23 protein-coding genes are annotated in these 26,522 nt (G+C 31.2%); 3 read left to right on the top strand and 20 right to left on the bottom strand.

Features of this window, described 5'->3' with window-relative positions; translation table 11 throughout:
• The first annotated feature begins 13 nt into the window (after window positions 1-13).
• Window positions 14-1,177, top strand: a complete 1,164-nt coding sequence (locus tag CD121_RS06530) for an acetoin utilization protein AcuC (RefSeq protein WP_126567667.1) — start codon at window positions 14-16, stop codon at window positions 1,175-1,177.
• A 69-nt stretch (window positions 1,178-1,246) separates the two neighbouring features.
• Here the strand turns inward: CD121_RS06530 and ccpA are convergent, their stop codons facing one another.
• From ccpA to CD121_RS06480, 10 genes are all read right to left on the bottom strand, one after another.
• Window positions 1,247-2,236 (bottom strand): catabolite control protein A, encoded by a 990-nt coding sequence (ccpA, locus tag CD121_RS06525; protein ID WP_017638256.1) that lies wholly within the window; start codon window positions 2,234-2,236, stop codon window positions 1,247-1,249.
• A 280-nt stretch (window positions 2,237-2,516) separates the two neighbouring features.
• Window positions 2,517-3,608 (bottom strand): bifunctional 3-deoxy-7-phosphoheptulonate synthase/chorismate mutase, encoded by a 1,092-nt coding sequence (locus tag CD121_RS06520; protein ID WP_017638257.1) that lies wholly within the window; start codon window positions 3,606-3,608, stop codon window positions 2,517-2,519.
• Window positions 3,609-3,953: 345 nt separating this feature from the next.
• Window positions 3,954-5,477 (bottom strand): coiled-coil domain-containing protein, encoded by a 1,524-nt coding sequence (locus CD121_RS06515; protein ID WP_126567666.1) that lies wholly within the window; start codon window positions 5,475-5,477, stop codon window positions 3,954-3,956.
• A gap of 77 nt (window positions 5,478-5,554) precedes the next feature.
• On the bottom strand, window positions 5,555-6,046 hold the full coding sequence (locus CD121_RS06510; RefSeq protein WP_002467416.1) for a DUF948 domain-containing protein: 492 nt from the start codon (window positions 6,044-6,046) through the stop codon (window positions 5,555-5,557).
• A 74-nt stretch (window positions 6,047-6,120) separates the two neighbouring features.
• Window positions 6,121-7,434: a UDP-N-acetylmuramate--L-alanine ligase gene (murC, locus tag CD121_RS06505; RefSeq protein ID WP_017638259.1), complete on the bottom strand. Its 1,314-nt coding sequence runs from the start codon at window positions 7,432-7,434 to the stop codon at window positions 6,121-6,123.
• A 21-nt stretch (window positions 7,435-7,455) separates the two neighbouring features.
• Window positions 7,456-11,382 carry a DNA translocase FtsK gene (locus tag CD121_RS06500; protein WP_126567665.1) on the bottom strand — a complete coding sequence of 1,309 codons (3,927 nt, stop codon included), beginning with the start codon at window positions 11,380-11,382 and terminating at the stop codon, window positions 7,456-7,458.
• Window positions 11,383-11,402: 20 nt separating this feature from the next.
• Window positions 11,403-12,002, bottom strand: coding sequence for a YtpR family tRNA-binding protein (gene ytpR / locus CD121_RS06495; RefSeq protein WP_017638261.1), 600 nt, complete (start codon window positions 12,000-12,002; stop codon window positions 11,403-11,405).
• Window positions 12,003-12,024: 22 nt separating this feature from the next.
• Window positions 12,025-12,885 carry a DUF1444 domain-containing protein gene (locus CD121_RS06490; protein WP_046466822.1) on the bottom strand — a complete coding sequence of 287 codons (861 nt, stop codon included), beginning with the start codon at window positions 12,883-12,885 and terminating at the stop codon, window positions 12,025-12,027.
• Between the two features lie 99 nt (window positions 12,886-12,984).
• Window positions 12,985-13,296: a thioredoxin family protein gene (locus CD121_RS06485; RefSeq protein ID WP_246456629.1), complete on the bottom strand. Its 312-nt coding sequence runs from the start codon at window positions 13,294-13,296 to the stop codon at window positions 12,985-12,987.
• 16 nt (window positions 13,297-13,312) lie between these two features.
• Window positions 13,313-14,389, bottom strand: a complete 1,077-nt coding sequence (locus CD121_RS06480) for a M42 family metallopeptidase (RefSeq protein WP_046466824.1) — start codon at window positions 14,387-14,389, stop codon at window positions 13,313-13,315.
• An 85-nt stretch (window positions 14,390-14,474) separates the two neighbouring features.
• Here CD121_RS06480 and CD121_RS06475 point away from each other — a divergent pair, with 85 nt between their 5' ends.
• Window positions 14,475-14,789 (top strand): PepSY domain-containing protein, encoded by a 315-nt coding sequence (locus CD121_RS06475; protein WP_017638265.1) that lies wholly within the window; start codon window positions 14,475-14,477, stop codon window positions 14,787-14,789.
• 89 nt (window positions 14,790-14,878) lie between these two features.
• On the opposite strand, the gene CD121_RS06470 is transcribed toward CD121_RS06475, so the two are convergent.
• The 10 genes from CD121_RS06470 to CD121_RS06425 form a co-directional block, all read right to left on the bottom strand.
• Window positions 14,879-15,715 (bottom strand): YtnP family quorum-quenching lactonase, encoded by an 837-nt coding sequence (locus CD121_RS06470; protein WP_126567663.1) that lies wholly within the window; start codon window positions 15,713-15,715, stop codon window positions 14,879-14,881.
• A gap of 402 nt (window positions 15,716-16,117) precedes the next feature.
• A complete protein-coding gene (locus CD121_RS06465) occupies window positions 16,118-16,894 on the bottom strand; it encodes a class I SAM-dependent methyltransferase (RefSeq protein WP_126567662.1) in 777 nt (258 codons plus the stop codon).
• Between the two features lie 3 nt (window positions 16,895-16,897).
• Window positions 16,898-17,563 carry an iron-sulfur cluster repair di-iron protein ScdA gene (gene scdA / locus CD121_RS06460; protein WP_126567661.1) on the bottom strand — a complete coding sequence of 222 codons (666 nt, stop codon included), beginning with the start codon at window positions 17,561-17,563 and terminating at the stop codon, window positions 16,898-16,900.
• Window positions 17,564-17,810: 247 nt separating this feature from the next.
• A complete protein-coding gene (trmB, locus tag CD121_RS06455; protein ID WP_126567660.1) occupies window positions 17,811-18,476 on the bottom strand; it encodes a tRNA (guanosine(46)-N7)-methyltransferase TrmB in 666 nt (221 codons plus the stop codon).
• 12 nt (window positions 18,477-18,488) lie between these two features.
• Window positions 18,489-19,280 carry a phosphotransferase family protein gene (locus tag CD121_RS06450; RefSeq protein WP_017638270.1) on the bottom strand — a complete coding sequence of 264 codons (792 nt, stop codon included), beginning with the start codon at window positions 19,278-19,280 and terminating at the stop codon, window positions 18,489-18,491.
• A 359-nt stretch (window positions 19,281-19,639) separates the two neighbouring features.
• A complete protein-coding gene (gene dat / locus CD121_RS06445) occupies window positions 19,640-20,488 on the bottom strand; it encodes a D-amino-acid transaminase (RefSeq protein WP_126567659.1) in 849 nt (282 codons plus the stop codon).
• A gap of 3 nt (window positions 20,489-20,491) precedes the next feature.
• The gene (gene pepV / locus CD121_RS06440) at window positions 20,492-21,901 is read right to left on the bottom strand and encodes a dipeptidase PepV (RefSeq protein WP_017638272.1); all 1,410 of its coding nucleotides are present in this window, start codon (window positions 21,899-21,901) and stop codon (window positions 20,492-20,494) included.
• Between the two features lie 172 nt (window positions 21,902-22,073).
• Entirely contained in the window at window positions 22,074-22,499 is a 426-nt protein-coding gene (locus tag CD121_RS06435; RefSeq protein ID WP_017638273.1) for a YtxH domain-containing protein, read from the bottom strand.
• Window positions 22,500-22,519: 20 nt separating this feature from the next.
• Window positions 22,520-23,212 (bottom strand): pseudouridine synthase, encoded by a 693-nt coding sequence (locus CD121_RS06430; RefSeq protein ID WP_126567658.1) that lies wholly within the window; start codon window positions 23,210-23,212, stop codon window positions 22,520-22,522.
• Window positions 23,209-24,870, bottom strand: a complete 1,662-nt coding sequence (locus CD121_RS06425; protein WP_017638275.1) for a putative polysaccharide biosynthesis protein — start codon at window positions 24,868-24,870, stop codon at window positions 23,209-23,211. Before CD121_RS06425 ends, CD121_RS06430 begins: the two co-directional genes overlap by 4 nt.
• A 320-nt stretch (window positions 24,871-25,190) precedes the next feature.
• Here CD121_RS06425 and CD121_RS06420 point away from each other — a divergent pair, with 320 nt between their 5' ends.
• Window positions 25,191-26,453 (top strand): BaiN/RdsA family NAD(P)/FAD-dependent oxidoreductase, encoded by a 1,263-nt coding sequence (locus CD121_RS06420; protein WP_070454005.1) that lies wholly within the window; start codon window positions 25,191-25,193, stop codon window positions 26,451-26,453.
• Window positions 26,454-26,522 lie beyond the last annotated feature (69 nt).

Here is a 26,522-nt window from a genome sequence, read left to right as displayed (position 1 = left end):
AAGGAATGAGCTTATGAGTAATAAAAATAAAACAGGTTATGTATACTCAGATGATATTTTAAAATATAGATTTAATAATGAGCATCCTTTTAATCAAATGCGTTTAAAATTAACAACTGAACTTTTAATAGATGCACAGTTTTTATCTAATGAAAATATTTTAACACCTCGAATTGCTACAGAAGATGAACTCGCTTTGATACATCGTTATGATTATATACAAGCGATTAAACATGCATCACATGGCATCTTAAGTTCTGAAGAAGCTAAAAAATATGGTTTTAATGATGATACAGTTCCATTTAGACATATGCATCGTCATTGTTCTCGTATTGTAGGTGGTGCTTTAAACTTAGCAGATAAGATTATGGACGGTACTTATACAAATGGTTGTCATTTAGGTGGTGGCTTGCATCATGCTTTACCAGGTCGTGCAAATGGCTTTTGTATTTATAATGATGTAGCTATAACTGCTCAATATTTAGTTAATCATTATAATCAAAGAGTAATGATTATTGATACAGACGCACATCATGGAGATGGTACTCAGTGGAGTTTTTATACGAGCAATGATGTATTAACCTATTCTATCCATGAAACTGGTAAGTTTTTATTTCCTGGTTCTGGACATTATACTGAACGTGGTGAAGATATCGGTTATGGTTATTCAGTCAATGTACCATTAGAACCTTATACAGAAGATGAATCATTCTTGCGCTCATTTAAATCTACAGTTGAACCTGTCATTGCAGCATTTAAACCTGATATCATTTTAAGCGTCAATGGAGTGGATATTCATTACAGAGATCCGCTAACACATATAAGTTGTACTTTAAATTCTTTATATCAACTACCTTATATAATTAAAGCACTTGCTGAAAAATATACTCATAATAAAATAATTATGTTTGGTGGCGGAGGTTATAATTTATGGAGAGTTGTGCCTCGTGCCTGGAGTCATTTATATTTAAGTTTAATTAATGAGCCTATTCAAAAAGGTTATTTACCATTAACTTGGATTAATAAATGGAAACATTATAGCTCAGTGACACTTCCAAAAAGATGGGAAGACCGTTTGGATGATTATACGTATATACCTAGAACTGATGAAATTTCAGAAAAAAATGCACGTGTAGCAGATTTAATAGCAAGTTGGTATGATTTTACATCCAAATAATTTCACCCCATAAATTAGTTATCAGTCTAATTTATGGGGTGTTTATTACATAGTACGTATATTATTTAATTATTTTGTCGTACCACGATATTCAATTCTATGAGGTAAAATCACATTAGGTTCTTCAATTTCCTCTTCATTCATATACTTAGTTAATAATCTCATTCCAACAGCACCAATATCATATAATGGTTGTATTACACTTGAAAGTTGTGGTCTAACCATTTCTACTAAACGCGTATTATTAAAACTAACGATTTGTAAATCTTCAGGAACTTTTATACCTGAATCTAATGCGCCGTGTAACACACCGATCGCTTGTTCATCACTGATTGATAATACAGCATCAGGTAAGTTATCTTTCATTTCATCAAAAACTTTCATGCCTTCTTTGTAACTTTCAGCCCCTGTTAAATGAAGCGCATCTTCTAATATTAGATTATTATCAGATAGCACTGTATTTAAACCATCTAAAACATCTTCTTGGGCTTTCTTAGAATAATCACCACCAACTAATGCAAATTTCTTAGCACCTTGGTCAATTAAATGTTGTGTTACTTCTTGAGCAGCTTTTTCAAAATCAATGTTAACAGAAGCAACATGATCATCTTTACCATTCGTACCTGATACAACGACTGGTACTGATGATTGGTTGATTAATTCTTTGATTTCTTCTGAAATTGTACCTCCTAAGAATATAATACCATCTACTTGTTTACTTAAAAGATTGTTAAAAATTTCTTTTTCTTTTTCAGGATCATTATCTGAATTTGAAATGATTGAATGATATTTATACATTGTAGCAATATCTTCTAAACCACGTGCAAGTTGTGAATAATAAACGTTTGAAATATCAGGAATAATCACACCTACAGTCGTAGTTCGTTTACTAGCAAGCCCACGTGCAACTGCATTTGGACGATAGTTTAATTTTTTAATTACTTCATTCACTTTATTTCGAGTTTCAGGCTTTACGTTTTGGTTACCATTAACAACACGAGAAACAGTTGCCATCGACACTCTGGCTTCTCTTGCCACATCATAAATTGTTACTGTCATAATTTCCTCCTTGCAAGCGTTTTATACGCTATTATACCGTGTTTTCATATTATTTTCAAAGTTTACCATATTTAAAGATACAGTGAAATAAATTTGTTTTGTTGTTCACATTTCTGTCAGAAAAATTGTAGATTTAAATTATATTCACTTTAAAACAAAATTTCTAATGATGCATATTAAAAGATATATTTTGTACAAATAAATTAAATTCAAACCAAAAATAGCTACTTCATTACAAAATACCTTTTGTTCAATGAAGTAGCTTTAATTTCATTATCGATTATTTTAATTTCTTTTGGTTATATAAGTCTGCTAGTGGTTTTAATTCATTATAAAATTTATTAAATTCTTTTAAATCCATTTGTTGTCCTGCATCACTTAATGCTACTGAAGGATCTGGATGTACTTCTGCCATAACGCCATCTGCTCCTACAGCAAGTGCAGCTTTTGCAGTCGGTAACATAATGTCTTTTCTACCAGTACTGTGTGTTACATCGACCATCACAGGTAAATGTGTACCTTGTTTTAATATTGGTACAGCAGAAATATCTAATGTGTTTCTAGTTGCTTTTTCATATGTTCTAATTCCACGCTCACATAAGATAATATTTCTATTACCTTGAGATGCGATATATTCTGCAGCATATGTGAATTCTTCAATTGTTGCTGATAATCCACGTTTTAATAAAATTGGTTTATTTGTACGACCAGCTTCTTTTAAAAGTTCAAAGTTTTGCATATTACGTGCACCAATTTGGAAAACATCAAGATATTCATCTGCAACTTCAAAATCATTTGGATTTACGATTTCACTAATGACATTTAAATTATATTTATCTTTAACATTTTTTAAGATTTTAAGACCTTCAACACCTAAACCTTGGAAATCATATGGGGACGTACGTGGTTTAAACGCTCCACCACGTATAAATTTCTCACCTTTTGCTTGTAAATCAGCAGCAACTGTATCTACTTGTTCTTGCGATTCTACTGAACATGGACCAAAAACAAATGATTTATAACCTTCTCCAAATTTACCTCCATTATCAAAATGAACAATTGTATCTTCAGGTTTTAATTTTCTAGATACGTATAAATGTTTTTCATTCTCTGATTTTTGTAAATCTGTAGAGGCTTTAAAAATTTCTTTAAATAATTGTTTAATCACATTATCATTGAACGGACCATTATTCTTATCTAAAAGATCGTTAATCATTTCCTTTTCACGTTGAGGGTCATATACACGTGTACCCTGTTTAATTTTTTCTTCTCCAATTTTTTGAGCTAGTTCACCACGTCGAGATAATAACTCTAAAATCTGATCGTTTAATGAGACAATTTCTTGTCTGTAGCTATCTAATTTATTACCCATAGTCATTCCACCTCTATACTATTAGTTGCACATTATATGTATCACTTTAAAGCGATAAAATAAATGTATTTACGAATCATTCTAACAATTAACATTTTATTGTTCAAGTTATAATTGTCGGAATTGATTAAATTTTCTAAAAATATGATAGTATTATCATATTCCCATTTATGAACACATATTTTAAAAAAGAAAAAGAGCAGAACGTCATACATCCTACTGTAAATGAATGATGGGTTCCACTCTAATATGTTATACATTTAATTTTAACCACTAAAATCAAATACTAACCAATGAGTGCTTATATTAATATCATAATATTAACTTATATTAAATACAAACTAATTAGTCATTAAAAGTACGTTTTTCGATTTTACTAGTTGTTTTTTCTACTTTTTGTTGAGTAGATTTTGTTTTATCTTGTTGTGCTTTATTTTGATTAGATGATTTTGTTGTTTTCTTAGTTGATTTTGTTTGTGCTGTTGTTTGATTACTATTTTTTTTAGTTGATTTTGTTGTTGCTTTAGCTTGACTATTAGATTTTTTAGTTGATTGATTATTATTTTGTCTTGTTACGACACCTTTATCAAACTGTGCTTTACTTTGTTTTTTTGTTGGTTGCTTAGTACTAGATTGTTTAGATGATGATTGTGCTGATTTATTATTTTGGTTAGATTTTGTTGTTGTTTTAGTAACTAAATTAGGTACTTTAGTCATCGTTGATTTTGCAATTGGTGCTTCTTCAAGTAATGCTGTAGTTAATTGAGATTCTTTAGAACCTTTAGTTAATTTACTTTTTTTAGTTTTAGCTGCACTTGCTAGTCTATTAGCAAATGAACCATCATTATTTTTTGTTGATTGTTCTTCAGTTTTAGTTACTAAATTTGGTGTAGATTGTTTATTATTTTTGGCTACACCCTGTTCTTTTGTTAAAGCTTTAGTATTAGCTGATACATTAGCATCATTATCTAATTTTGTTTTCTTCGTTTTAGCTGCACTTGCTAATTTATCTGCATTAGATTGTGTTGATTTGCTAGCTTTTTCTTTTGATGGATCAGATAGTGAAGATTCTTCTTTAATAGCAGATTTTGCCATTACAACTTCTTCAGATGATACGTGTTGATTACTATTTATATGAGATTGTTGTTCCTCATTCTGACTTTCTTCCTTAGCTTCTTGAATTTTACGTGCTTGTGGTGATTGGTCTGCTAAGCTATCTTTATTTGTTTCAGCTTGAATTGCATTTTGTTGTGCTGCTAATTCTGTAGCTGATGGCGTTGCATTAGATTGTTGTTCTTTATTTTGCGCTTCTTGTTTGGCTTGTTGTATTTCACGTGCTTGTGGTGACTGATCTGCTAAACTATCTTTATTTGTTTCAGCTTGAATTGCGTTTTGTTGTGCTGCTAATTCTGTAGCTGAAGCATCTGATCCAGAATTTCCTTCTGCTTCTAATTTTGCTTCTTGAATATCTCTAGCTTCTGGTGATTGATCTGCTAAATTATTGTCGCTTACTTCTCTTTGGATTGCGACTTTTTGTGCTGATAATTCATCAGATGAGATACCATCTTTTGATTTATTTCTGAAGTTTTCAACTTGGTTTTTAACAGATTCAAAACGTTGTTCTGCTTGAGATTTGTAATTTAATGCTTTTTCACGTAGTTCTTTTTCTTTAGCAATCGCTTGATCAGCTTTTTCGAAAACTTTCAATTTGTAATATAACCCTAAAGCTGAACCTACTAAAGCACCGGTAATAAAGCTTACAACAAAATCTTTACGTTGTGGTGTTTGATTATTTATACGAGTATGACGGCTGTATAAATCATTTCCAGTATTATTTCTTTCAAAATCATCACGATTATAGTGTTCCATGATTTATTCCTCCCTATAACAAATGCACTTAAACAAGTAACAACCTCATTTAAGTGCATTTAGTTCATTCTTATTAATTATTTGTCAACACGTGTAGTATAGCTATGATCTGTATCATTTGCTACTGTGTTTGCTTTGTAATTTGCACTTCCTCGACGGTAGTGTCTATTTTGCCATTTGTCAGCAATTTCCATTGCCACATTTGACCATTGTACTACTTGAGAAATTTTATCTTCATTTTGAGATACGTTGTGTGTAATAGAATTAGTTACACGGTCAACTGAACCATTTAATGTTTGAACTGAGTCACCAATACCTTTAACAGCATCAACTACAGAATTCAAACGATCAACTTTACCTTGAATATCTTCAGTTAAACGGTTAACTTTATGAAGTAAATCAGTAGATTCTCTTGTAATACCTTGTACTTGACCTTCAACACCATCAAGTGTTTTAGCCACGTGATCTAAATTTTTCTTAACAGAAATTAACACTACAACGATACCGATACATAAAATTAAGAACGCTATCGCAGCGATAATTCCAGCAATTGGTAAAATCCAATCCATTAAAAACGCCTCCTAAATACCTAATTATAAAATTCATTAATATTTAATACCCTTGAGAAATCATTATAAACATATTAGAAATCTTTTTTTATACCTAATTTATTTAAGTACGCTTTTTGGATTTTTTGTATATCTCCAGCGCCCATAAATAATATTACAGCATTATCAAATTTCTCTAATACATCTATACTATTTTCATCAATTAATGCTGATCCATCAATACGATCAATCAAGTCTTGAATCGTCAATTCACCAGTGTTTTCTCTAATTGAACCAAAAATTTCACATAAGAAAACATGGTCAGCTGCGCTTAAACTTGTTGCAAATTCTTCTAAGAATGCTTGAGTTCTTGAGAATGTATGTGGTTGGAATACAGCAATAACTTCTTTTTGTGGATATTTTTTTCTAGCTGTTTCAATTGTAGCATTAATTTCTCTTGGATGGTGAGCATAATCGTCTACTAATACTTGATTTGATACTTTTGTTTCATTAAATCGACGTTTTACACCACCAAATGTTTCTAATGCTTCTTTTATATTATCAACGTTCATTTTTTCTAAATAACTAATAGTTACAACAGCTAATGTATTTAGAATATTATGGTCACCATATTGTGGTGATAGGAATTGATCATAAAATTCTCCATTAATATAAACATCAAATTGTGTACCTTGTTCAGTGATTTGTATATTTTTAGCATATACGTCATCAGTTTCTTTTAAACCATAGTAATAAATGGGTACATCCGCTTCTAATTTTCTAAGATATTCATCGTCGCCCCATGCAATGATAGCTTTTTTAACATTTTGAGCCATTTCTTGGAATGCATCAAAAACGTCATCAACATCTCTGAAATAATCAGGATGGTCAAAGTCAATATTTGTCATAATTGCATAGTCAGGATCATAACTTAAAAAGTGACGTCGATATTCGCAAGCTTCGAATGCAAAATAGTCACTGCCAGGTAAACCCATTCCTGTACCGTCACCTATAAGGAATGAAGTCTTTTTATCTCCATTCATCACATGAGATAACAATCCAGTTGTTGATGTTTTACCATGTGCACCAGTAACTGCTACCGAAGTATATTGGTTAATTACATGGCCAAGAAAATCATGATATCTAATCACATCTAATTTAAGTTGATGTGCTTTGACTATCTCTTCATGTGTATCAGGGAAAGCATTACCCTGTATAATTACCATATCTTCTTTAATATTGTTACTATCAAACGGTAAGATAGTTATACCTTTATTTCTTAGAGCAACTTCTGTAAAAACATAAGTTTCAATATCTGAGCCTTGCACTTCATGCCCAAGATCATGCATGATTTGTGCCAATGAACTCATGCCAGAACCCTTAATTCCGACAAAATGATAGTGTGTCATTATAAAACTCCTTACTAATTTTTAATCTTGATTCAAATCCGCCTCAGTAATATAAACATCTCTAGGTTTAGAACCGTTCGCTCCAGATATATAACCTAGTTGTTCTAATTGATCTATGATTCTCGCTGCTCTATTATACCCAATTTGGAAATGTCTTTGTACTAACGAAGTAGAAATATGTCCTTCATTAATCATGAACTCACACACATCATCAAATAAATCATCTTGTGCTTGAGTTTGTGTTTTCTTTAATAATTCTTTTTCTTCAAATAAATAATCAGGTTCACGTTGCTGTTTAATGAAATCTACAACGTCGTCAATTTCTTCATCTGAAACAAATGTACCTTGAACACGGATAGGTTTATTCATACCGCCACCAAGATATAACATGTCGCCATATCCTAATAGTCGTTCTGCTCCTCCGCTATCAAGAATAGTTCTAGAATCTACACTTGATGATACCATAAATGCAATTCTAGTTGGGATATTAGCTTTAATTAAACCAGTAATAACATTAACTGATGGTCTTTGTGTGGCAACAAGCATATGAATACCACATGCACGCGCTTTTTGAGCTATTCTCGCGATGGATTGTTCTACTTCTTGTGGCGCCATCATCATTAAATCGGCTAATTCATCTATTACTATAACAATTTTTGGCATTCTTTGTTCATAAGAAGCTTTCTTATTGAATGCTGTAATATTTCTAACGTGATATTGAGCAAATAATTTATATCGACGTTCCATTTCTTCAACAGCCCATTTTAAACTTTGTGTGGCTGCTTTAACATCTGTAATTACTGGTGACACAAGATGTGGCAAATCATTATATGGTGCTAATTCAACCATTTTTGGATCAATTAATAATAATCTTAATTCTTCCGGATGATTTTTATACAATAGCGACATTAAAATACTATTAATACACACTGATTTACCTGAACCTGTTGCACCTGCAATTAAAGCATGAGGTGTTTTAGCAATGTCCATAAGTAATGGTTCATTGTTGATGCGATAACCCATTGCAACTGTCAATTTAGATTCAGCATTTTTAAATTGATCTGAATCTACAATTGATCTCAAATTGACTTTGGCAGGGTTTTGATTAGGTACCTCGATACCTACTAAACTTGTACCTGGTATCGGCGCTTCGATACGTATATCTTTGGCTGCTAACGCCATTTTAATATCGTCTTGTAAAGCAGTAATTCTTGATACTTTAACACCTTTTTCAACTGATAATTCAAAACGGGTCACACTTGGACCTTCAGTAACATTTTGAACTTCTGCAGGAACATTGAAATAATATAATGCATCATTTAATTCTTGCTTTTTATCATCAATCCACTCTTCATTTACTTCATGTGGTTCTGGTGATTCAAGCAATTCCATACTAGGTAAATTAATATTTGGACCTTTTCTTATAGTGGGCTTTTGAACTTTAATATTTTCATTATTATTATCCACTTCTCCAGATGTAACCTTAGATGTAGATGCATGAGTATTCTCTCGTTTGTCTTCATTGCGATTATCTGAATCATTTTCATTAACATCATTGGAAGCATGTTGCATAGACGAACTATCATCTTCCATATTTTGATTAATTCCAACATTATAATCGCTCTGAGCCATTTGCACATTCTCATTATTGACAACGTCATTTGCACTTAGGCTATGTTCACTTGCAGTTGAATTTGAGTCACTTTCATATGTTGTTTGATTTAGTTCATTTGTACGATCAGCTGAAGGCGCTTCACTTTCACTTATATTGTTTGATTGTTGATTTGATTCAGAGTGTTCTGATGTATTGTATTGCTCTGACGATGCTTGCTTAATATTATTTGATTGTGTCGAATTTGATTGACGTTCAGGCGTTAGATTTGGAACATGAACTGTGCGAGATTTTTTCTTATCTATCATACGTTTTTTATCTGAAGGCGTCATAACAACATTAAATGGCTTACTACCTTTTAATGGCTTGCTAGTTTGTTCAGAATGTAGATGCTGATTAGTTTCTACGCCTTTATTTTCACTATTAACTTTATCAAAATTCTGATCAGAACTTTCTGATTGATTATCATTTATAGATTCAGAATAGCTATTTTCTGAACTACTTAAGTTTTGAGTATTATCATAAGATGAAGCGACAAATTCAGATGTTTCATTACTATTATTAGAGATGAAACTATCACTTAATGATTCATCACTTTCTAATACTGATTCTGATGTTGACATTGTTTTATCACTATCACCTAAATTGCTATCTTGAATATGTGGATTTCGCTTTTTAGCATATTCCGTTTCATGATCGACGCTTTGAGTAACTGCATTATGACCACTTCTTCTATTCAAGTTCTTATGATCATTAAGTTGTGATGTCTCACTATCATATAGAGATGAAGATGTATGTTCTGAAGTAGAATATGTTGTTGGTTGCTCACTATCATCTAATTCTCGATAATCTGCATCATCTATATTATTATCTTCATTTTCTGATATTGATGTTCTATCAATGTAATGATGTTTTGCATTTTCTGAACTAATTGTAGAGTCACTTTGACTAGATTCAGAGTCTTTCTGGATGGTAGTTGTTCGATCATCATATATGGATTGAGATGAAACATAGTTAGTATCAGTTGTTTCTGAGCCATCATCTTGTTCTGTTACATCAGTCACAGTAACATCGTCATCATTTACTTGATGTCTTGGTTTAATATCAGATAAATCGATTTCTTCATAATTGTAATGAGATGTTTCTTGTTGATCTAGTTCTGAATTTTCAATTGCATCTGTTTGATTTATTGTTTCACTATTGTCATACTCGTCAATCATAGCATTGCTATCATCTTGAGATTCCATATCTAATGAACTTTCACCAACATATTGTTGTGCTTGTTTGGCATACATTTCATCAATTGCTTTTTGTATACTATCTTCATTGGTCTCTTTATTTTGTTGTCTTTTTTCTTGCAATGCTTTTTTAAATCGACGCTTTTGAAGCACTTTTCGTTCACGTTCTCTTCGAATTTCTTCAACAATTTGAGATGCATAGATATTGTTAATATTAATAGTATTATCTTTAGTTGAATGGTTAGGAGTTGAGTTAATTGCTTTTTCATCTCCCACTGACGATGTTTGTTGATTTATATTCTCATCATGTTTTGAATTACTATTTGTACTAGTTTCTTTTACATCATTCGATTGTTGATTACTTCTAAAGTTGCTTTGGGATCTTTCGGCAGTGTATCCATCGTTGTTACTAGAATGATTAACATTTGAACTCATTTTATTATTAGTTTCTTCTTCATTGTCTTTAGGAGGTATCATGCCGTTTTCAATTGGTCGTCTTTTCATCGTACCAAAAATGGCTGATGGTACTTCTGAAGCTTTAAAATCACTTTTGTGATATGTATACTCCGGTTGCGTTTTATAATTTGATTTAAAACGTTCGGATTGTAATTTCATTCTTGGTTGTGATTTTGAAGATGTAGCACCATTATTAGATTTGTTATCTCCTAATGAAGTAGGAGAAATTTGGCGGTGAGTTGATTTAGTGACATAAGGATTTGTTACTTGTTTTCTTCTAGTTTTATTTGAATTAGATTGTCGAGACGAGTTCACATACTCATCGTCATTGGCATGATTCCTTCTACGACGATGTCTCTTACTTTCTTGAGAAGTTAAAGTTTCATTATCATCATTTTTCACATAAGATTGTTCCCCATCATTCACAGATGTATATTCAGACTCCACATTTTCTGATTCAAAACCATTAATAGGAAATCGGAATTTACCTTTTGGTCGATGATAGATATCATTATTTTGTGGCAGTAATGAGTCATGATTAGAATCATTCGATTGAGTTGCCTGGCGTCTTTTATTTTTATTTCTTAATATATCTTCATTTGAATCATTATCTTCGCCAAATAATTTATCAAACCAGCTCATACTTTCACGACCTTCCTTTGTTATTCAAAAAATGCTTGTCCAATATCATAGCTATCATCTAGCACCATAATACCTTTTTCTTTAGGAGCATTTGGTAAATCTAATTCTTTCATTGAACAAATCATACCGCTAGATGCAACGCCTCTAAGTTCTGCATCTTTGATTACCATACCACTTGGCATTACTGCGCCCACTTTTGCTACAACTACTTTTTGTCCTTGTTCGACATTTGGTGCGCCACAAACAATTTGCAATGTATCATTACCTACATTGACATTAAGTACACTTAATTTATCAGCGTCAGGGTGTTTTTCTTTTGTTTCTACATAACCTACAACAAATTTTGGAGATAAATCAGCATTCAATTCATATGTGAAACCATTATTTTTAATCATTTGTTGTAATTGATTAACGATTTCTTCAGTTAATTTAATGTGTCCATTACCTTCTAATTGTATATGAGTAGATATATTAAAGAAATTATACCCAACTACTTCGTTATCTTCGTTAGTTATTTCTACTACGTCGTTATTCTTTTTATAATTGAATTCGCCTTCTGTAGGGTCGATTTGTAAGAATGCAACATCTCCTACACCATTTGGATTAAAGAATAAATTCATTGTATATATATCTCCTTTATCATTATTTATTTTTATCATTAAATTTTTTACGATTAGCTTCTAATCTTTGTATGACGTTAGGGTCTCTTTTTTGTTTATTGTTTTTCCCTAATATGAATATTGGTTCAAGATGACCTTTGTCGTATCCAAAAGATAAAGAAGTAATAGGGACAAGTCCTTTTGTGAAAAACTCCATAGTTAAATGAGCCATCACATCATAGCCTGTTTTGTTGCGTATATCAGCAATGACTAAAACATCTTGATGAGGCACTGCTACTAACATTTCGCCTTCACATTGATCTTGTATATCATTTAAAAATGATGTATTAAGTATGCGACTTGCATCATAACCATCATTAGAATTAATAAAATAGAATATATTACCTTTCACTTCATCGGTACTATATTTATTGTCAAGCTTTCTTACATTAAAAAGTGACATTTCTTTAATCTGTTGTTCTGTCATTTTCAATGTTTCTAACATACTTGCATCAATAAGTCTATATGACTTTCCTAAATCTAATGCGTAATAGATATTAGTTTCAGCAGTATGATTTTCATAAATGAATGCATGGCCTTCTTTAGTCTTTTTATCAAAACTTGTAGCACGAATCACCGGCATAATTTTAATTTCATCAAGTTGTTCTATACCTTGATCAGCCATTTGAGCAATTGCTTCATCTATATAATATATAATTTCATCTACAATTTTTTCTTCTTTTTCTTCATATTTTGCGACAATAGCGTTTAATTTAATTGTGACACCTTTATGATTGTCTTTTCTATAAATTCTTAATGTTTCGTCTTCACGATTGAATTTATAATTTACATCTAAATGATTCAAACGCTGTTTAATTTTATCTCTCATTTGAAAGACATTCATTCATATCACTCCTATTTCGCACCTTTTAATAGTTTACAATAAATCAAAGGATAGTAACAGAAAAAAACAAGTTTTTAAATATATTTTTCAACTATTCAATTAAATATATTGTGCTAAAAATTGATCTATTTGTTCAATGGATTTTCTTTCTTTACCAATATAACTTCCTAGTAATTCTCCGTCTCTATAAACTAAGAAACTTGGGATACCCATAATACCATTTTCTATACAAATATCTAAAAATTGGTCTCTATCTACTGATACAAATTTAAAAGATTGATATTTCTCTTCTAATTGTGGCAATTCTGGTTCGACTACCTTACAATCGGGGCACCATCCTGCTGTAAATTCAAAAACTGTATTTCCTTGCTTTAATTCTTCAAATTGTTGTTCTGTTTCAAGTTGTATCATGTTTTTCACTCCTATATTACTGATATTGTAATCGTTGTATTTGTTCTTCATTTAAATTCGTAATTGATGCTTTTAATAATTGACGAGCGGCATAATAATCACGGATATCAAAAACAGCATCTGTACTATGAATATAACGTGCACATACTCCTATTACTGCTGTAGGAATACCATCATTTGCTTTATGGATTTCACCGCCATCTGTTCCTCCTGGTGACATATAATATTGATGCGGAATATCATATTGTTTTACTAAATTTAATAAATAATCTCTAAAAGTAGGTCTGAGTATCATCGTACCATCTTTGATACGAATTAATGTCCCCTCCCCTAACGCACCAGATAATTGTTGCTTACCTTTTATATCATTTGCAGGAGAACAGTCTGCTACAAATGCAATATCCGGTTGAATTAATTCTGCTGATGCTTTAGCGCCTCTTAAGCCTACTTCTTCTTGTACATTGGCACCAACATATAAATCAACTTCTAATTCTGTATCTTTCAGTAATTCTAATATTTCAATAGCAATGAGACAACCATATCGATTATCCCACGCTTTTGCACTATATCTATATTCTGATAACTGAGTAAATGGCGTAGCAGGTACAATTGTGTCGCCAATTTCAATACCTTTTTGTCTAACTTCTTCACTCGAACTTGCACCTATATCTAACATTAAATCTTTAATTTGAGGTGCTGCTTCATTACCAGTTCTAAAATGTTTTGGAATATTGGCAACGACACCAATGATTTCTTCGTTTTTTCTATTTTTTACTTTTAATCTTTGTCCCTGCCATATATCATTTGCTACACCGCCTAAATTAGTAAATTGGATCATACCATTATCTGTGATATGCGTAATCATAAATCCAATCTCATCCATATGGGCTGCTATCATTACACGTTTAGCATTAGCTTTAGGTGATTTTTTCACACCATAAAACCCACCCATTTTATTATCTACAAAATGATCTACATAAGGTGTCATTTGTTCTTTCATATATGTTTTAACATCATCTTCAAATCCTGGTGCACCATGTAATTCTGTCAGATGTTCCATGCGTTCTAATGTTTTACTCTCTTCAATAGTCATTTGATGTTTCACTCCTTATAATTTATTATATCATCTTCATTATGGTAAACTAATAATATGAATCATGGAAAAGGGAGATACATTAATGAAATGTTTAAATTGTAAAAATATATTAATTGTAGGTGCTTGTACGGTAGTCATTTTATCAGCTGGCGTAATTGTTTACCTAAATAAGAAAAAATTTTATAATCCCGATAAGTTATTAGAAGAAGTCAAAACATACTTTATGGATGTCAAAGGTTCATATATTGTACAACAACCTCTTAACGATCCTAATATTAATGCTAATAAACCTATTTATCTTGGCGGTATCTCCGCAACTAAAAATGGTAAATTAGTAGATTATGATTTTTATGCTGATGCATATACTGGTGAAGTTTTAAATATTATCGAATTATAAAATTAAAATTTACATAAAAATGATAGGTTATAGTTAGTTCATTATAGTATCACTTTTCTTAATGAACTAAACTATAACCTTTTTTCAACTTAATACTGACGATATGAACGTTTGATAGATGATGTAATTGAATGATCCTTGTGATTATATTTAACTGCGAAATAGTTTTCGTCATGATAATAGAGGAACCAGTAATCATTTAAAACATAATAAGGTATGAGTCTTTCTTTTTCACGAATTGAAGTCATTGGGTAATCATCGTACGCGGTAACCCATAATGGATTTTGGTGTGCTACTGTTGGGAAGATGTCAGCCATATGCACAGCTTTTTCTCCTTCACTTTCAATTGTAACTATAGAGTGACCAAAGCTATGACCACCAGTGTGTATCATTTTAATTCCTGATACCGGTTCAATCTCTTTATCAAATAAAATAATATTGTCCTGATAATCACCTTGATTCTTTTCCCAATACGTCGCTTTACTACGTATATTAGGCGCTAAGAATTCATGCCATTCATCTTGTTGAATATAATGAGTAGCATTTTTGAATCGTGCATTTCCATTTGAATCAGTTAGTCCAGCAGCATGATCATAGTGTAAATGTGTCATTAACACAATATCAATATCATCAAGCGTTAAACCAAAATATTGTAATTCTTCTTTTATAAAGCCTTCTTGAGTTACGCCATAATTTCTTTTTTGTTTGTCAGTTAATTTACCATTACCTACACCTGCATCGATTAAAATATTATATTGAGGATGTTGAATAAGAATTGGATGTGTTGGTGTATGAACTTGATTCTTATCATTCACACTATACTTTCTAGTGCATAATGGTTTAGGTACAACGCCAAATATGGCACCTCCATCAATATGAGTATTACCCCCATTAATATCGTTAATAGTTAATTCTCCTAATTTCATAAAAAGACACCTTCCCACTCATTTACTAAATTTACTCTTATTAACAAATTTAATACAATAACGTATATATAGCAATTAATGTTAAAGTTCTTATTGCGCATTTTAAAGCAATTAAATATATGGAGGACAATAATGCAATATAAACATAATAAGATTATTCTGTTGTTTACGACAATTTTTATTATTATTGAACTCATTCTTATTTATTCAACGTCAATTGTTTCATCAAATTTAGGTTATAACATCATCATCTTGTCCAATTTAATACCATTCATAAGTATGATGTTCTTAAAAAGTAAAAAATAAGACAAGACCCTTTTGATGGGTTTTGTCTTATTTTAAATGATTTCTTTAACCTTACATCTTTATCTATGTTAAGGTTATCAATCGTTTTAATTTTAACTATTTTTTAATAGCATGAACAATATAATTCATATTTGATTTATGTTTGCGCATTGTTTTAAACATAGTTATAAACATATGACGGTTTTCTTTTTTAAATGCATTTTTTAAAATTTTTAAAGTTCCTAGTAAACCCTCATCTCTTAACATGCCAACTGGTAACATCAATGATAATGGTCCTATTTTTGATTCAACTTGTGAAAATCCTGCATCTTTAAATAAACTATACCAAATTTCTGGCGTTAAAGGCGTCACTTTCATATTGATTGCTTTACTCAATTCATTAACTATAACGTCCTCATTATCTCGATTTATAATAGCAATATCGTGTGTAAGTACAATTCCATTAGGTTTAAGTACACGATAATATTCTTTTAATACTTTTTCTTTAACCTTATAAGGTAACATTGTTAGCATTGCTTCGTTTAAAATAATATCGAAACTTTCATCTTCAAAAGGTAAATCCATCGCATTTGCTTGTGTTAGATGAATATAGTCATTTAAATCGTTTTTATCTACGTTTTGTTGGCCAACTTGTAATGCTGCTTTATTTAAGTCAACTGCTTCAATTTGGCATTGGTATTTTTGAGCTAATTCAATAGACGTTGTACACATATTACATGCAACTTCTAAAACACGTTTATCATTTGAAAAACAACCTTTATCAATTAACCAATTGGTAGCTAAAATTCCACCTGGACGTAAACGTTTTTTCCCGAGTTGAGCTAAAAATGTGTGACCTGCAACTTTTTTACCATATATTAAACACCCTTTCATTAATTAAAATTTATTAAATAAGACATGGTTTTCAAGATGAACATGTTCATGTGTTTCACGCTCTAAATTTTCAAGACGATTATATACGAGTCTCCAAGTTTGGCACGCTTCACTAGGTGCTTGATATTGATTAGTTAGTTCTCTCATATCCTCTAATAATTGTCCAGTTTGTGTATGGTCATTAACTAGGCTTTCTATAATTTTCGAAGCATCATCAACGTGTTCCCCTCGTGAAATTTTGATTAATGCTGGAAAGTCGTGATTATCTTCTTCATCCATATGCTCAAGCATTCCATCTCTATATTGACGATATAAATTTTGCAATTCAATTAAAAATGGATGGTTAGGTCCATGTACCTTAGCTACTTTTGTAACGTATGGAGATAGATTTTTAAATTCCTCACGCATCGTTTCATGATAACGAGACTGTATATATTGAATTAATGATGGCACATCAAGATATTTAACATTGATATTACCTTGTGATTCATTAGGTAACTGGTTAATTTCATCTAAGATAGTTTGTAAATCAACTTTTTTATTTTCAACGGCTTGCTCAATTGAAATATTGCCTCCACAACAAAAATCAATACCATATTTTCTGAAAATATCGGAACTTAATGGCATGTCGGTTACGACGTCAGCAACAATTGTATCTTTATTAATCATTTTTATTCCTCCCTTGATCACTTTTAATTATACTAAATAATATTCATTATCAATTACGTTTGTGAAATTATTCACTTATTTGTCGAAAAGATATTACAAAATTTTGAAAGTCAATTTTTTTAAAAAGTTAAAATAATATTAATGAAATTAATCCTAATAACTAAAATAATGTCGCTAGTTTTAATTTAAATCATTAAACTTGGACAAAATAAAACCTGAGACATCAATAAATGTCTCAGGCTTATAATCATATATTATCAGTATTTGGCTGAATATTATTATGAAATTTTGCTTCCATTCGATATATTCTAGAACCCTTATCCGAAAACTTCTGTTCGTATTCGGTAAGGATATTATCCTCATCGTCTTCTTCGTGAAGGTTTAAATTCATCTTTGTAAAATACATTCCGAATTGAGACATACTTTCTAAACTAAAGGCAAAAAGACCTCTATTATCAGTTTTAAAGTGAATTTCACCATCATCAATTAAAATTTGTTTATAAAGCGCTAGATATGTATGATAAGTCAATCTACGTTTAGCATGACGTTTTTTTGGCCAAGGATCAGAAAAGTTTAGATATATTCTAGAAACTTCCCCATCTTTAAAATATTCATTAAGTTCTATCGCATCATTACAAATCATTTTGAGATTTGTTAAGTTTTGCTCTTTTACTTTATCAAGCACTTTATACATAACACTCTTTTCACGTTCCATTGAAATAAAGTTAATCTCTGGATGTTGTGCGGCAAGTGTAGTGATAAATTGTCCCATACCGGAGCCAATTTCTATATAAATAGGTTGCTTCTTATCAAACCATTCTTCTATATGTCCAGCATGTGAACCATCCATATCTACTAAATCTGGATGATCCTTTAAATAATCTTCCGCCCATGGTTTGTAGCGAACTCTCATAATCAAATCTCCTTAAATAAATAAGTTACTATTCATAACTTCATTTAAAAATTCAAGCCATGTATTCATATCTTTAAAACGTTTCTGTTCTTCATACCATTGAACCATACCAATTGATTGAATCACAGTGTACCATTTCATACGTTTATTCAAGTTCAAACTTTCTTGTACGCCGTAAGTTTCGAACCATTTAGACCACTTCTTCTCGGGAACGTAATTGTAAAGCAGCATTCCGATATCAATAGCTGGATCTGCAATCATTGCACCTTCCCAGTCCACTAAAAATAGTTCGTCTCTATCAGATAACAACCAATTATTATGATTAACATCACCATGTACGACAGTAAAGAAACGAGAATCTAAATTTGGTATATGCTCTTCTAAATATGTTAATGCTTTTCTAACAACATGATGTGTTAACACTTCTCTAGATAAAGAGGCATTAATTTTATTAAGCATAATCTCTGGCGTAATAGGTTCCATTTCCATTCTTTTTAACATTGTAAGTAATGGTTTAGAATTGTGGATTTTTTTTAATATTTTGGCTACTCTAGGTTGATGCATTTCGTTCGCACTTAATTCGCGACCGTTTTTCCAATGCTGCGCCGTAACTACTTCGCCGGTTTCTATTCTTTTTGTCCAAACAAGTTTAGGTACAATACCCTCTGCAGATAAAGCTGCAATAAAAGGATTCGTATTTCGTTTTAAAAACAACTTTTGTCCATCTTGTTCAGCCATATAGGCCTCTCCAGAAGCGCCTCCAGCTGAATCTAATGTCCACCCTAACTGATAAAACTGCTCCAACACGTTCACCTCACTTTCAATTAGAAAATGGCTCCAGAAATATGTTTTCAAGAGCCATATATTCTAATTTATATAAACCGTATAGTCGCTCTACACGCTTGTTAAAATTTATTTTACAGTTTTTGTGAGTTGGCTATTTCGTATATTTTTGTCCCTAAAAATACGCTTGAAAATTGCGTCCTCATTTAATATCACTCATAGAAGATTTTATAATTTTTACCATCATATTTCAACTAAAAATGAGAAACTAAAAGACACATTTTACTAGTCCGCTCATTAAATATTTATAAAACTACTTTGAATTAGATTATAACATATTTAGAGTGAGATAGTTGTGGAAATTTTGATAAATATTCAACTTATATACTATGTGTTTCTATATACTGATTGAATCCTTCTTGTAATTGTCGCGTAACAGTGCCTACTTTACCATCTCCGACATCTTCCCCATCAATTTTAACTACTGGCATAACTTCAGCAGACGTACTTGAAATAATAACGTCATCTGCATTTTTTAAGAAATCAACAGTAAACGTTTCTTCAATAAATGGAATATTTTTATCTTCAGAAATCCATTTAATGACTCTTCTCGTAATTCCGTTTAAAATAAAATTATTTATAGGATGTGTATATATTTTTCCATCTTTAATAGCATATACGTTACTTGAAGCCCCTTCTGTTACAGTTTCTCCACGATGTTGAATCGCTTCACTAGCATTGTATTTAACAGCAAATTCTTTAGCTAAAACATTACCTAATAGGTTTAAACTTTTAATATCACAACGTAACCAACGAATATCTTCTGTTGTCATAGTATAAATACCATTTTCTAAATCTTCATAAGGTCTATCATAACTTTTTGTAAATGCCATGATAACCGGTTTTACTGGTGGTGTTGGGAATGAATGTTCACGAGGTGCAACACCACGTGTAGCTTGAATATAAATACCGCCATTTTTAACATCATTTACTTCTAAGAGTTTACGAACTAATTCAATTAATTCATCAACTGTATAAGTAAGATCTAATCCAATTTCGTTAGCACTTCTTAAAAATCTCTCGAAATGTTCTTTTACAGTAAATAGTTTACCTTCGTAAGCACGAATATATTCGTAAATTCCGTCACCAAAAACATATCCTCTATCTTCGTATGATACTTTAGCTTCATCTTGATTTAAAAATTCACCATTAATAAAAACTTTTGTCATAAATTATCCCTCCACACATAATGAGTATAACGCTTCGAGGTAAATACTCGTTGCATTAAATAGTTGTTTTTTCGTGATGTATTCATTTTTCTGATGCATTAAGTCTTCTGAATCATTAAACATTGCCCCAAAAGCGACACCTTTGTCTAGGTTTCTGGCGTATGTGCCTCCACCTATTGTGTATGGCTCTGTCATATCTCCAGTTTGGTTTCTATATGCTGTTACTAATTTTTGAACAAAAGGATCATTTTTATCTACATAGTGTGGTTTTTGAACTTTACCCATTTCTACTCTAAATCCTAATGGTTTAATTTCATTAGTAAAACGTTCTATAGCTTCTTCAAATTCAAAACCTTGCGGATATCTTAAATTTATTCCAAATCGGCCAGCATTTTCATTATCATAATTGATAACACCTATATTAGTAGTAACTTCGCCCATAATATCAGTATGGAATTTCATACCCATTTTTTCACCAAAATGAGAAACATGTAAATATTGATTACTAAAGTTTACAAAGTCTTTAGCACTTTTATTTAAGTTTAATGTAGCTAAAAATTCTAATAGATATAAGCCAGCATTTACACCTAATGAAGGATCCATACCATGAACAGCTTTACCTTCAATAGTTAAAATAAGAATTCCACTGTCAACTGTGCTTTCACCTTGTAATTGATTTGATTCTATAAAATATTCAAAGTTTTGAATAACATCAGTCATGTTTTCTTTAACTAAAACTTTAGCTTCAGCATGATCTGGAACCATGTTATAACGTTGTCCAGAATTAAATGAAATTAATTCATAATCTGGTTCATCTACATCTTCAGCCATTTCATTTTGAACTAAATCAAATGTAGTGATACCTTTCTCACCATGAATAGCAGGAAATTCAGCATCTGGTGCAAATCCTAGTGCAGGCATTTCCTCCGTTTGGAAATAACGGTCTGTACATTTCCAATCTGATTCTTCATCAGTTCCAATAATAATATGAATTCGTTTCTTCCAGTCGACCTTCATATCATTTAAAATCTTAACTGCATAATAAGCTGCTATTGTAGGTCCTTTATCATCTAGTGTACCCCTTGCTATGATTGACTGGTCTGTAACAACTGGGTCAAATGGATTTGAATCCCAACCGTCACCAGCAGGTACTACGTCGACGTGGCAAAGAATACCTAAGAGATCGTCACCGTTACCCGCTTCTATACGTCCGGCAATATGCTCTACGTCATGAGTAGAAAATCCATCTCTTTCAGCCAATTTATACATATAGTCTAATGCTTCTCTAGGTCCAGGTCCTACAGGCGCATCATCACTAGCTTTACTGTCATCTCTTACACTTTCAATCGACAACAAACCTTTTAAATCTTCAATTATTTGGTTTTCGTATTCTTGAACTTTTTCTTTCCACATTCGAATTCGACTTCCTTTTTTATAAGTTATTTACTATTTTACATGAAGTTACAAGGAAACTACAGTAAGACGTCAGAAATATTACGAAATTTTCTAAATTTTTATAACTAAATAAAACCCTATGTACTATCTCTTATTGGAAATAGTACATAGGGTTTCAAGTTAACCAATATTATTTGTTATCATCTAACGCATTTTTATTATTTTTTAAGTCATCTTCTGAAACGACACGTAAATTATTATTTACTGTTGCGCCACCTTCATCATCAAACTTACCTTCGTCTAGGTCGTCTTCTTTTTTATCATCTAAGTTTGTGAATTTAGTTTTTTCTTCTTCTAAGAAAGCTTTAGGGTCATTTTTTAATCTTTCTGCATAACCTTTAGGATCGTTTTTCACGTCTTGAATTGTTTCATTAGCTTTCGTACTTAATTGATTAGCTAAATCTTTAGCATTTGCTTTGTATGATTCTGGATCTTCTTTATATTGATTATACTGTTCTTTTAATTTATCTCTACTTTCTTTACGAGATAATAATACTGCTGCTGCAGCGCCGCCTAAACCTAGAACTACTCTAAATAAATTTGTACCTTTTGCCATAAATTACACCTTCTCTTTCTTTAGTTTAACAATAATTTAAAATCATTTTCTGTTAATAAACGATATTCTCCTAATTCGAGTGTTTCATCTAACTCTAAATTAGCTATTTTAATACGTTTTAATTTTAATACCTCATTTTCTATCTCATGAAACATTCTTTTTACTTGGTGGTATTTACCTTCATATATGGTAACACGTGAGAGCTTGTTTTCAATTATTTCTAATTGAGCTGGCTTCACCTTTCCATCAGAAAGTTCTATACCTTTTTCGAATAATTTAATATCATTTTCCGATATGGAATTTTGAGACACAACTTCATAAGTTTTAGGAACGTGTTTATGAGGACTCATCAAATCATGATTAAATTGCCCATCATTAGTAATAAGCAATAAACCTTCTGTATCTTTATCTAATCTACCGACAGGGAAAATCCCCAAGTGTTGATACTCAGGGATTAAATCAATGACGGTTTTATCTTTGTCATCTTCAGTGACAGAAATGACACCACTTGGTTTATTTAACATAATATAAATTTTATCAATATATTTAATAACTTCCTCATTAACTTTAACTATATCTACTTCAGGATTGATATGGGTTTTTGGTGATTTAGTCACGCTATCATTAACTTTCACATGACCTTTTTTCAAGTTTTGTTTAACTTCGTTACGTGTGCCAATCCCCATATTAGCTAAAAATTTATCAATTCTCATCGTAAGAACCCAACTTTACGTCTAATTTTTTCAGGTATTTCTCCTAAAAATTCATCAGCAAATTTAGTTTTTATTGTAATTCCACCATAAATTGCAGCACCTACGATAACACCAGCAATAATAATAATTAGATATCCTACTTTACTTGGTGCTAAGAATAGCTTACCAATAAAGAAGACAAGTTCTACACCTATCATCATAATGAATGAATACAAGAATATTTTTCCAAAATGAATCCAACTATAGCTGAACTTAAATTTGGCATATTTCTTTAAGATAAAGAAGTTGCAACCAATTGCGAATAATAATGCAATTGACGTACTAAGTACTGCACCTGGTGTACGTAATAACATAATTAGAGGATAGTTTAATATCAACTTAATAGCCACTGCACCCAAGATCACATATACAGTTAACTTCTGTTTATCAATACCTTGTAACATTGAAGCCGTCACACTTAATAATGAAATTAAAATTGCTACTGGAGCATATATGAATAACAATCTACTACCATCAAAGTTAGGGTCATGACCTTGAACAACTGGATCGTAGCCATAGAAAACTGTAAATAATGGTTGAGCTAATGCCATAATTCCTATACTAGCAGGAACAGTAATAAACATAAGCACTCCAATAGATGTTCTTATCTGTCTATGCATTTCATGCAATCGACCTTCTTCGTATGTCTTAGTAATATAAGGTATTAAACTTACTGCAAAACCAGCACTTAAAGATGTAGGAATCATTACTATTTTATTTGTTGACATATTCAACATATTAAAGAAAATATCTTGTAATTGTGAAGATACGCCTACAATAGATAAAGCTCCGTTATGAGTAAATTGATCGACTAAATTAAATAACGGGAAGTTTAAACTCACAATTACAAATGGAATACTATATTTTATAATTTCTTTATACATATTTCCGTAAGATACATTTATATCTGTGTTATCTGATAAAACCATTTTATCAATATGTTTCTTACGTTTTCTCCAGTAATACCATAATGTGAAAATACCTGTTATCGCACCAATAGCTGCTGCAAACGTAGCTATACCATTAGCCATTAATACAGTGCCATTAAAGACATTTAACACTAAATAACTTCCAACTAAAATGAATATTACACGTGCAATTTGTTCTGTAACTTCTGATACTGCTGTTGGTCCCATAGATTTATAACCTTGGAATATACCTCTCCAAGTTGCTAGTACTGGTATAAATATAACAACCATACTTATAATTCTAATAATCCATGTAATATCAGCAACTGACCAACCATTTTTATCTGATGCATTACGTGATAGTGTTAATTCTGAAATATATGGTGCTAGGAAGTATAATAGTAAAAATCCTAGAATACCAGTTATACTCATCACTATAAAACTTGATTTATAAAACTTCTGACTTACTTTGTATGCACCTAAAGCATTGTATTTAGCAACATATTTTGAAGCTGCTAACGGTACGCCAGCTGTTGCTACAGCTATTGCAATATTATATGGCGCATAGGCATAAGTAAACGGTGCCATATTTTCTTGTCCACCAATTAAATGGTTAAACGGAATAATAAATAGAACACCTAGAACTTTCGTAATTAATATACTAAATGTAATTAAGAAGGTCCCACGAACCATTTCTTTACTTTCGCTCATTAACTATCTTCCTATCTTTAAAAGTTTATTAAAGTTATTTAACTTCATATCTTATTCATTATCATTAGCTTACATTAATATAAAATATATCACAAAAACTATTTGTGTTAATTGATTTTATCATATTTTTATTAGTAAACACGCTTTTGATAAAATAAAAAGCAATCTCAAATCTTAGCTAGTCGATTTTTATGTATGATACTTCAAGTTTCCTATTATAATTCTCATTTTATTCATTGTCATCTAATTATACAACTTCTATAGCATATATTTTTCTATTCAGATACAATAGTGATGAATATTTATTGGAGGCAGTTAAAATGTATCAAACAATCATCATCGGTGGTGGCCCCAGCGGACTAATGGCTGCTGTTGCCGCTAGCTCTAGTAGTAACCAAGTTCTCTTGTTAGAAAAAAAGAAAGGACTTGGTAGAAAATTAAAAATTTCAGGTGGTGGTCGTTGCAATGTAACCAATCGCTTACCTTATGAAGAAATTATTAAAAACATTCCTGGAAATGGAAAATTTTTATATAGTCCCTTCTCTGTTTTTGATAATGAATCTATTATTCATTTTTTTGAGAGTCGTGGCGTAAAACTCAAAGAAGAAGATCATGGGCGCATGTTCCCTGTATCAAATAAAGCGCAAGACGTCGTTGATACTTTAGTTGATACGATTAATAAACAAAATGTTACAGTTAAGGAAGAAACCACTGTTCTTAATGTATCACAAGATAATGAGGGTATTTTTTCAGTTGAAACTGCACAACAAACTTATAAATCTAAAAGTTTAATTATAGCAACTGGTGGTACGAGTGTACCCCAAACAGGTTCGACTGGTGACGGATATACTTTTGCAAAATCGCTAGGCCATTCTATTACAGAATTGTTCCCTACCGAAGTACCTATCACTTCTCCTGAACGTTTTATTAAAGATAAAACATTGAAAGGACTAAGTCTCAAAGATGTAGAATTATCCGTATTAAAAAAGAATGGCAAAAAAAGAATTAGTCATCAAATGGATATGATTTTTACACATTTTGGTGTCAGTGGACCAGCTGCATTAAGATGTAGTCAATTTGTTTATAAAGAACAAAAAAATCAAAAGAAACAAGATATAAAAATGGCACTTGATGTCTTTCCAACTATGAACGAAGATGAACTTTCACAACATATTAGAAAATTATTAAAAGATGAACCTGATAAATATATTAAAAACAGTCTACATGGGTTAATTGAAGAAAGATATTTGTTATTTATTTTAGAACAAGCTGAAATTGATAATGAAACAACATCACATCATCTTTCAAATCAACAATTAAATACAATAGTTAAGTTATTAAAAGGATTTTCATTTAATGTTAATGGAACTTTACCAATTGATAAGGCGTTCGTAACTGGTGGCGGTGTTTCTTTAAAAGAGATAGAACCTAAGACTATGATGTCGAAATTGTCTAAAGGCCTTTTCTTATGTGGTGAAGTGTTAGATATCCACGGTTATACTGGTGGATATAATATTACAAGTGCATTAGTTACTGGTCACGTAGCAGGTTTAAATGCTGGAAAATATGATAATTTATTATAAATATTTGTATATAAAAACAGAGTTTAGGATTAATACCTAAACTCTGTTTTATTTATGATTTTATTGGAT

Source organism: Staphylococcus pasteuri, assembly GCF_003970495.1.
GTDB classification, from domain to species: Bacteria; Bacillota; Bacilli; order Staphylococcales; family Staphylococcaceae; genus Staphylococcus; species Staphylococcus pasteuri.
This window is presented reverse-complemented; position numbering and strand designations above follow the sequence as displayed.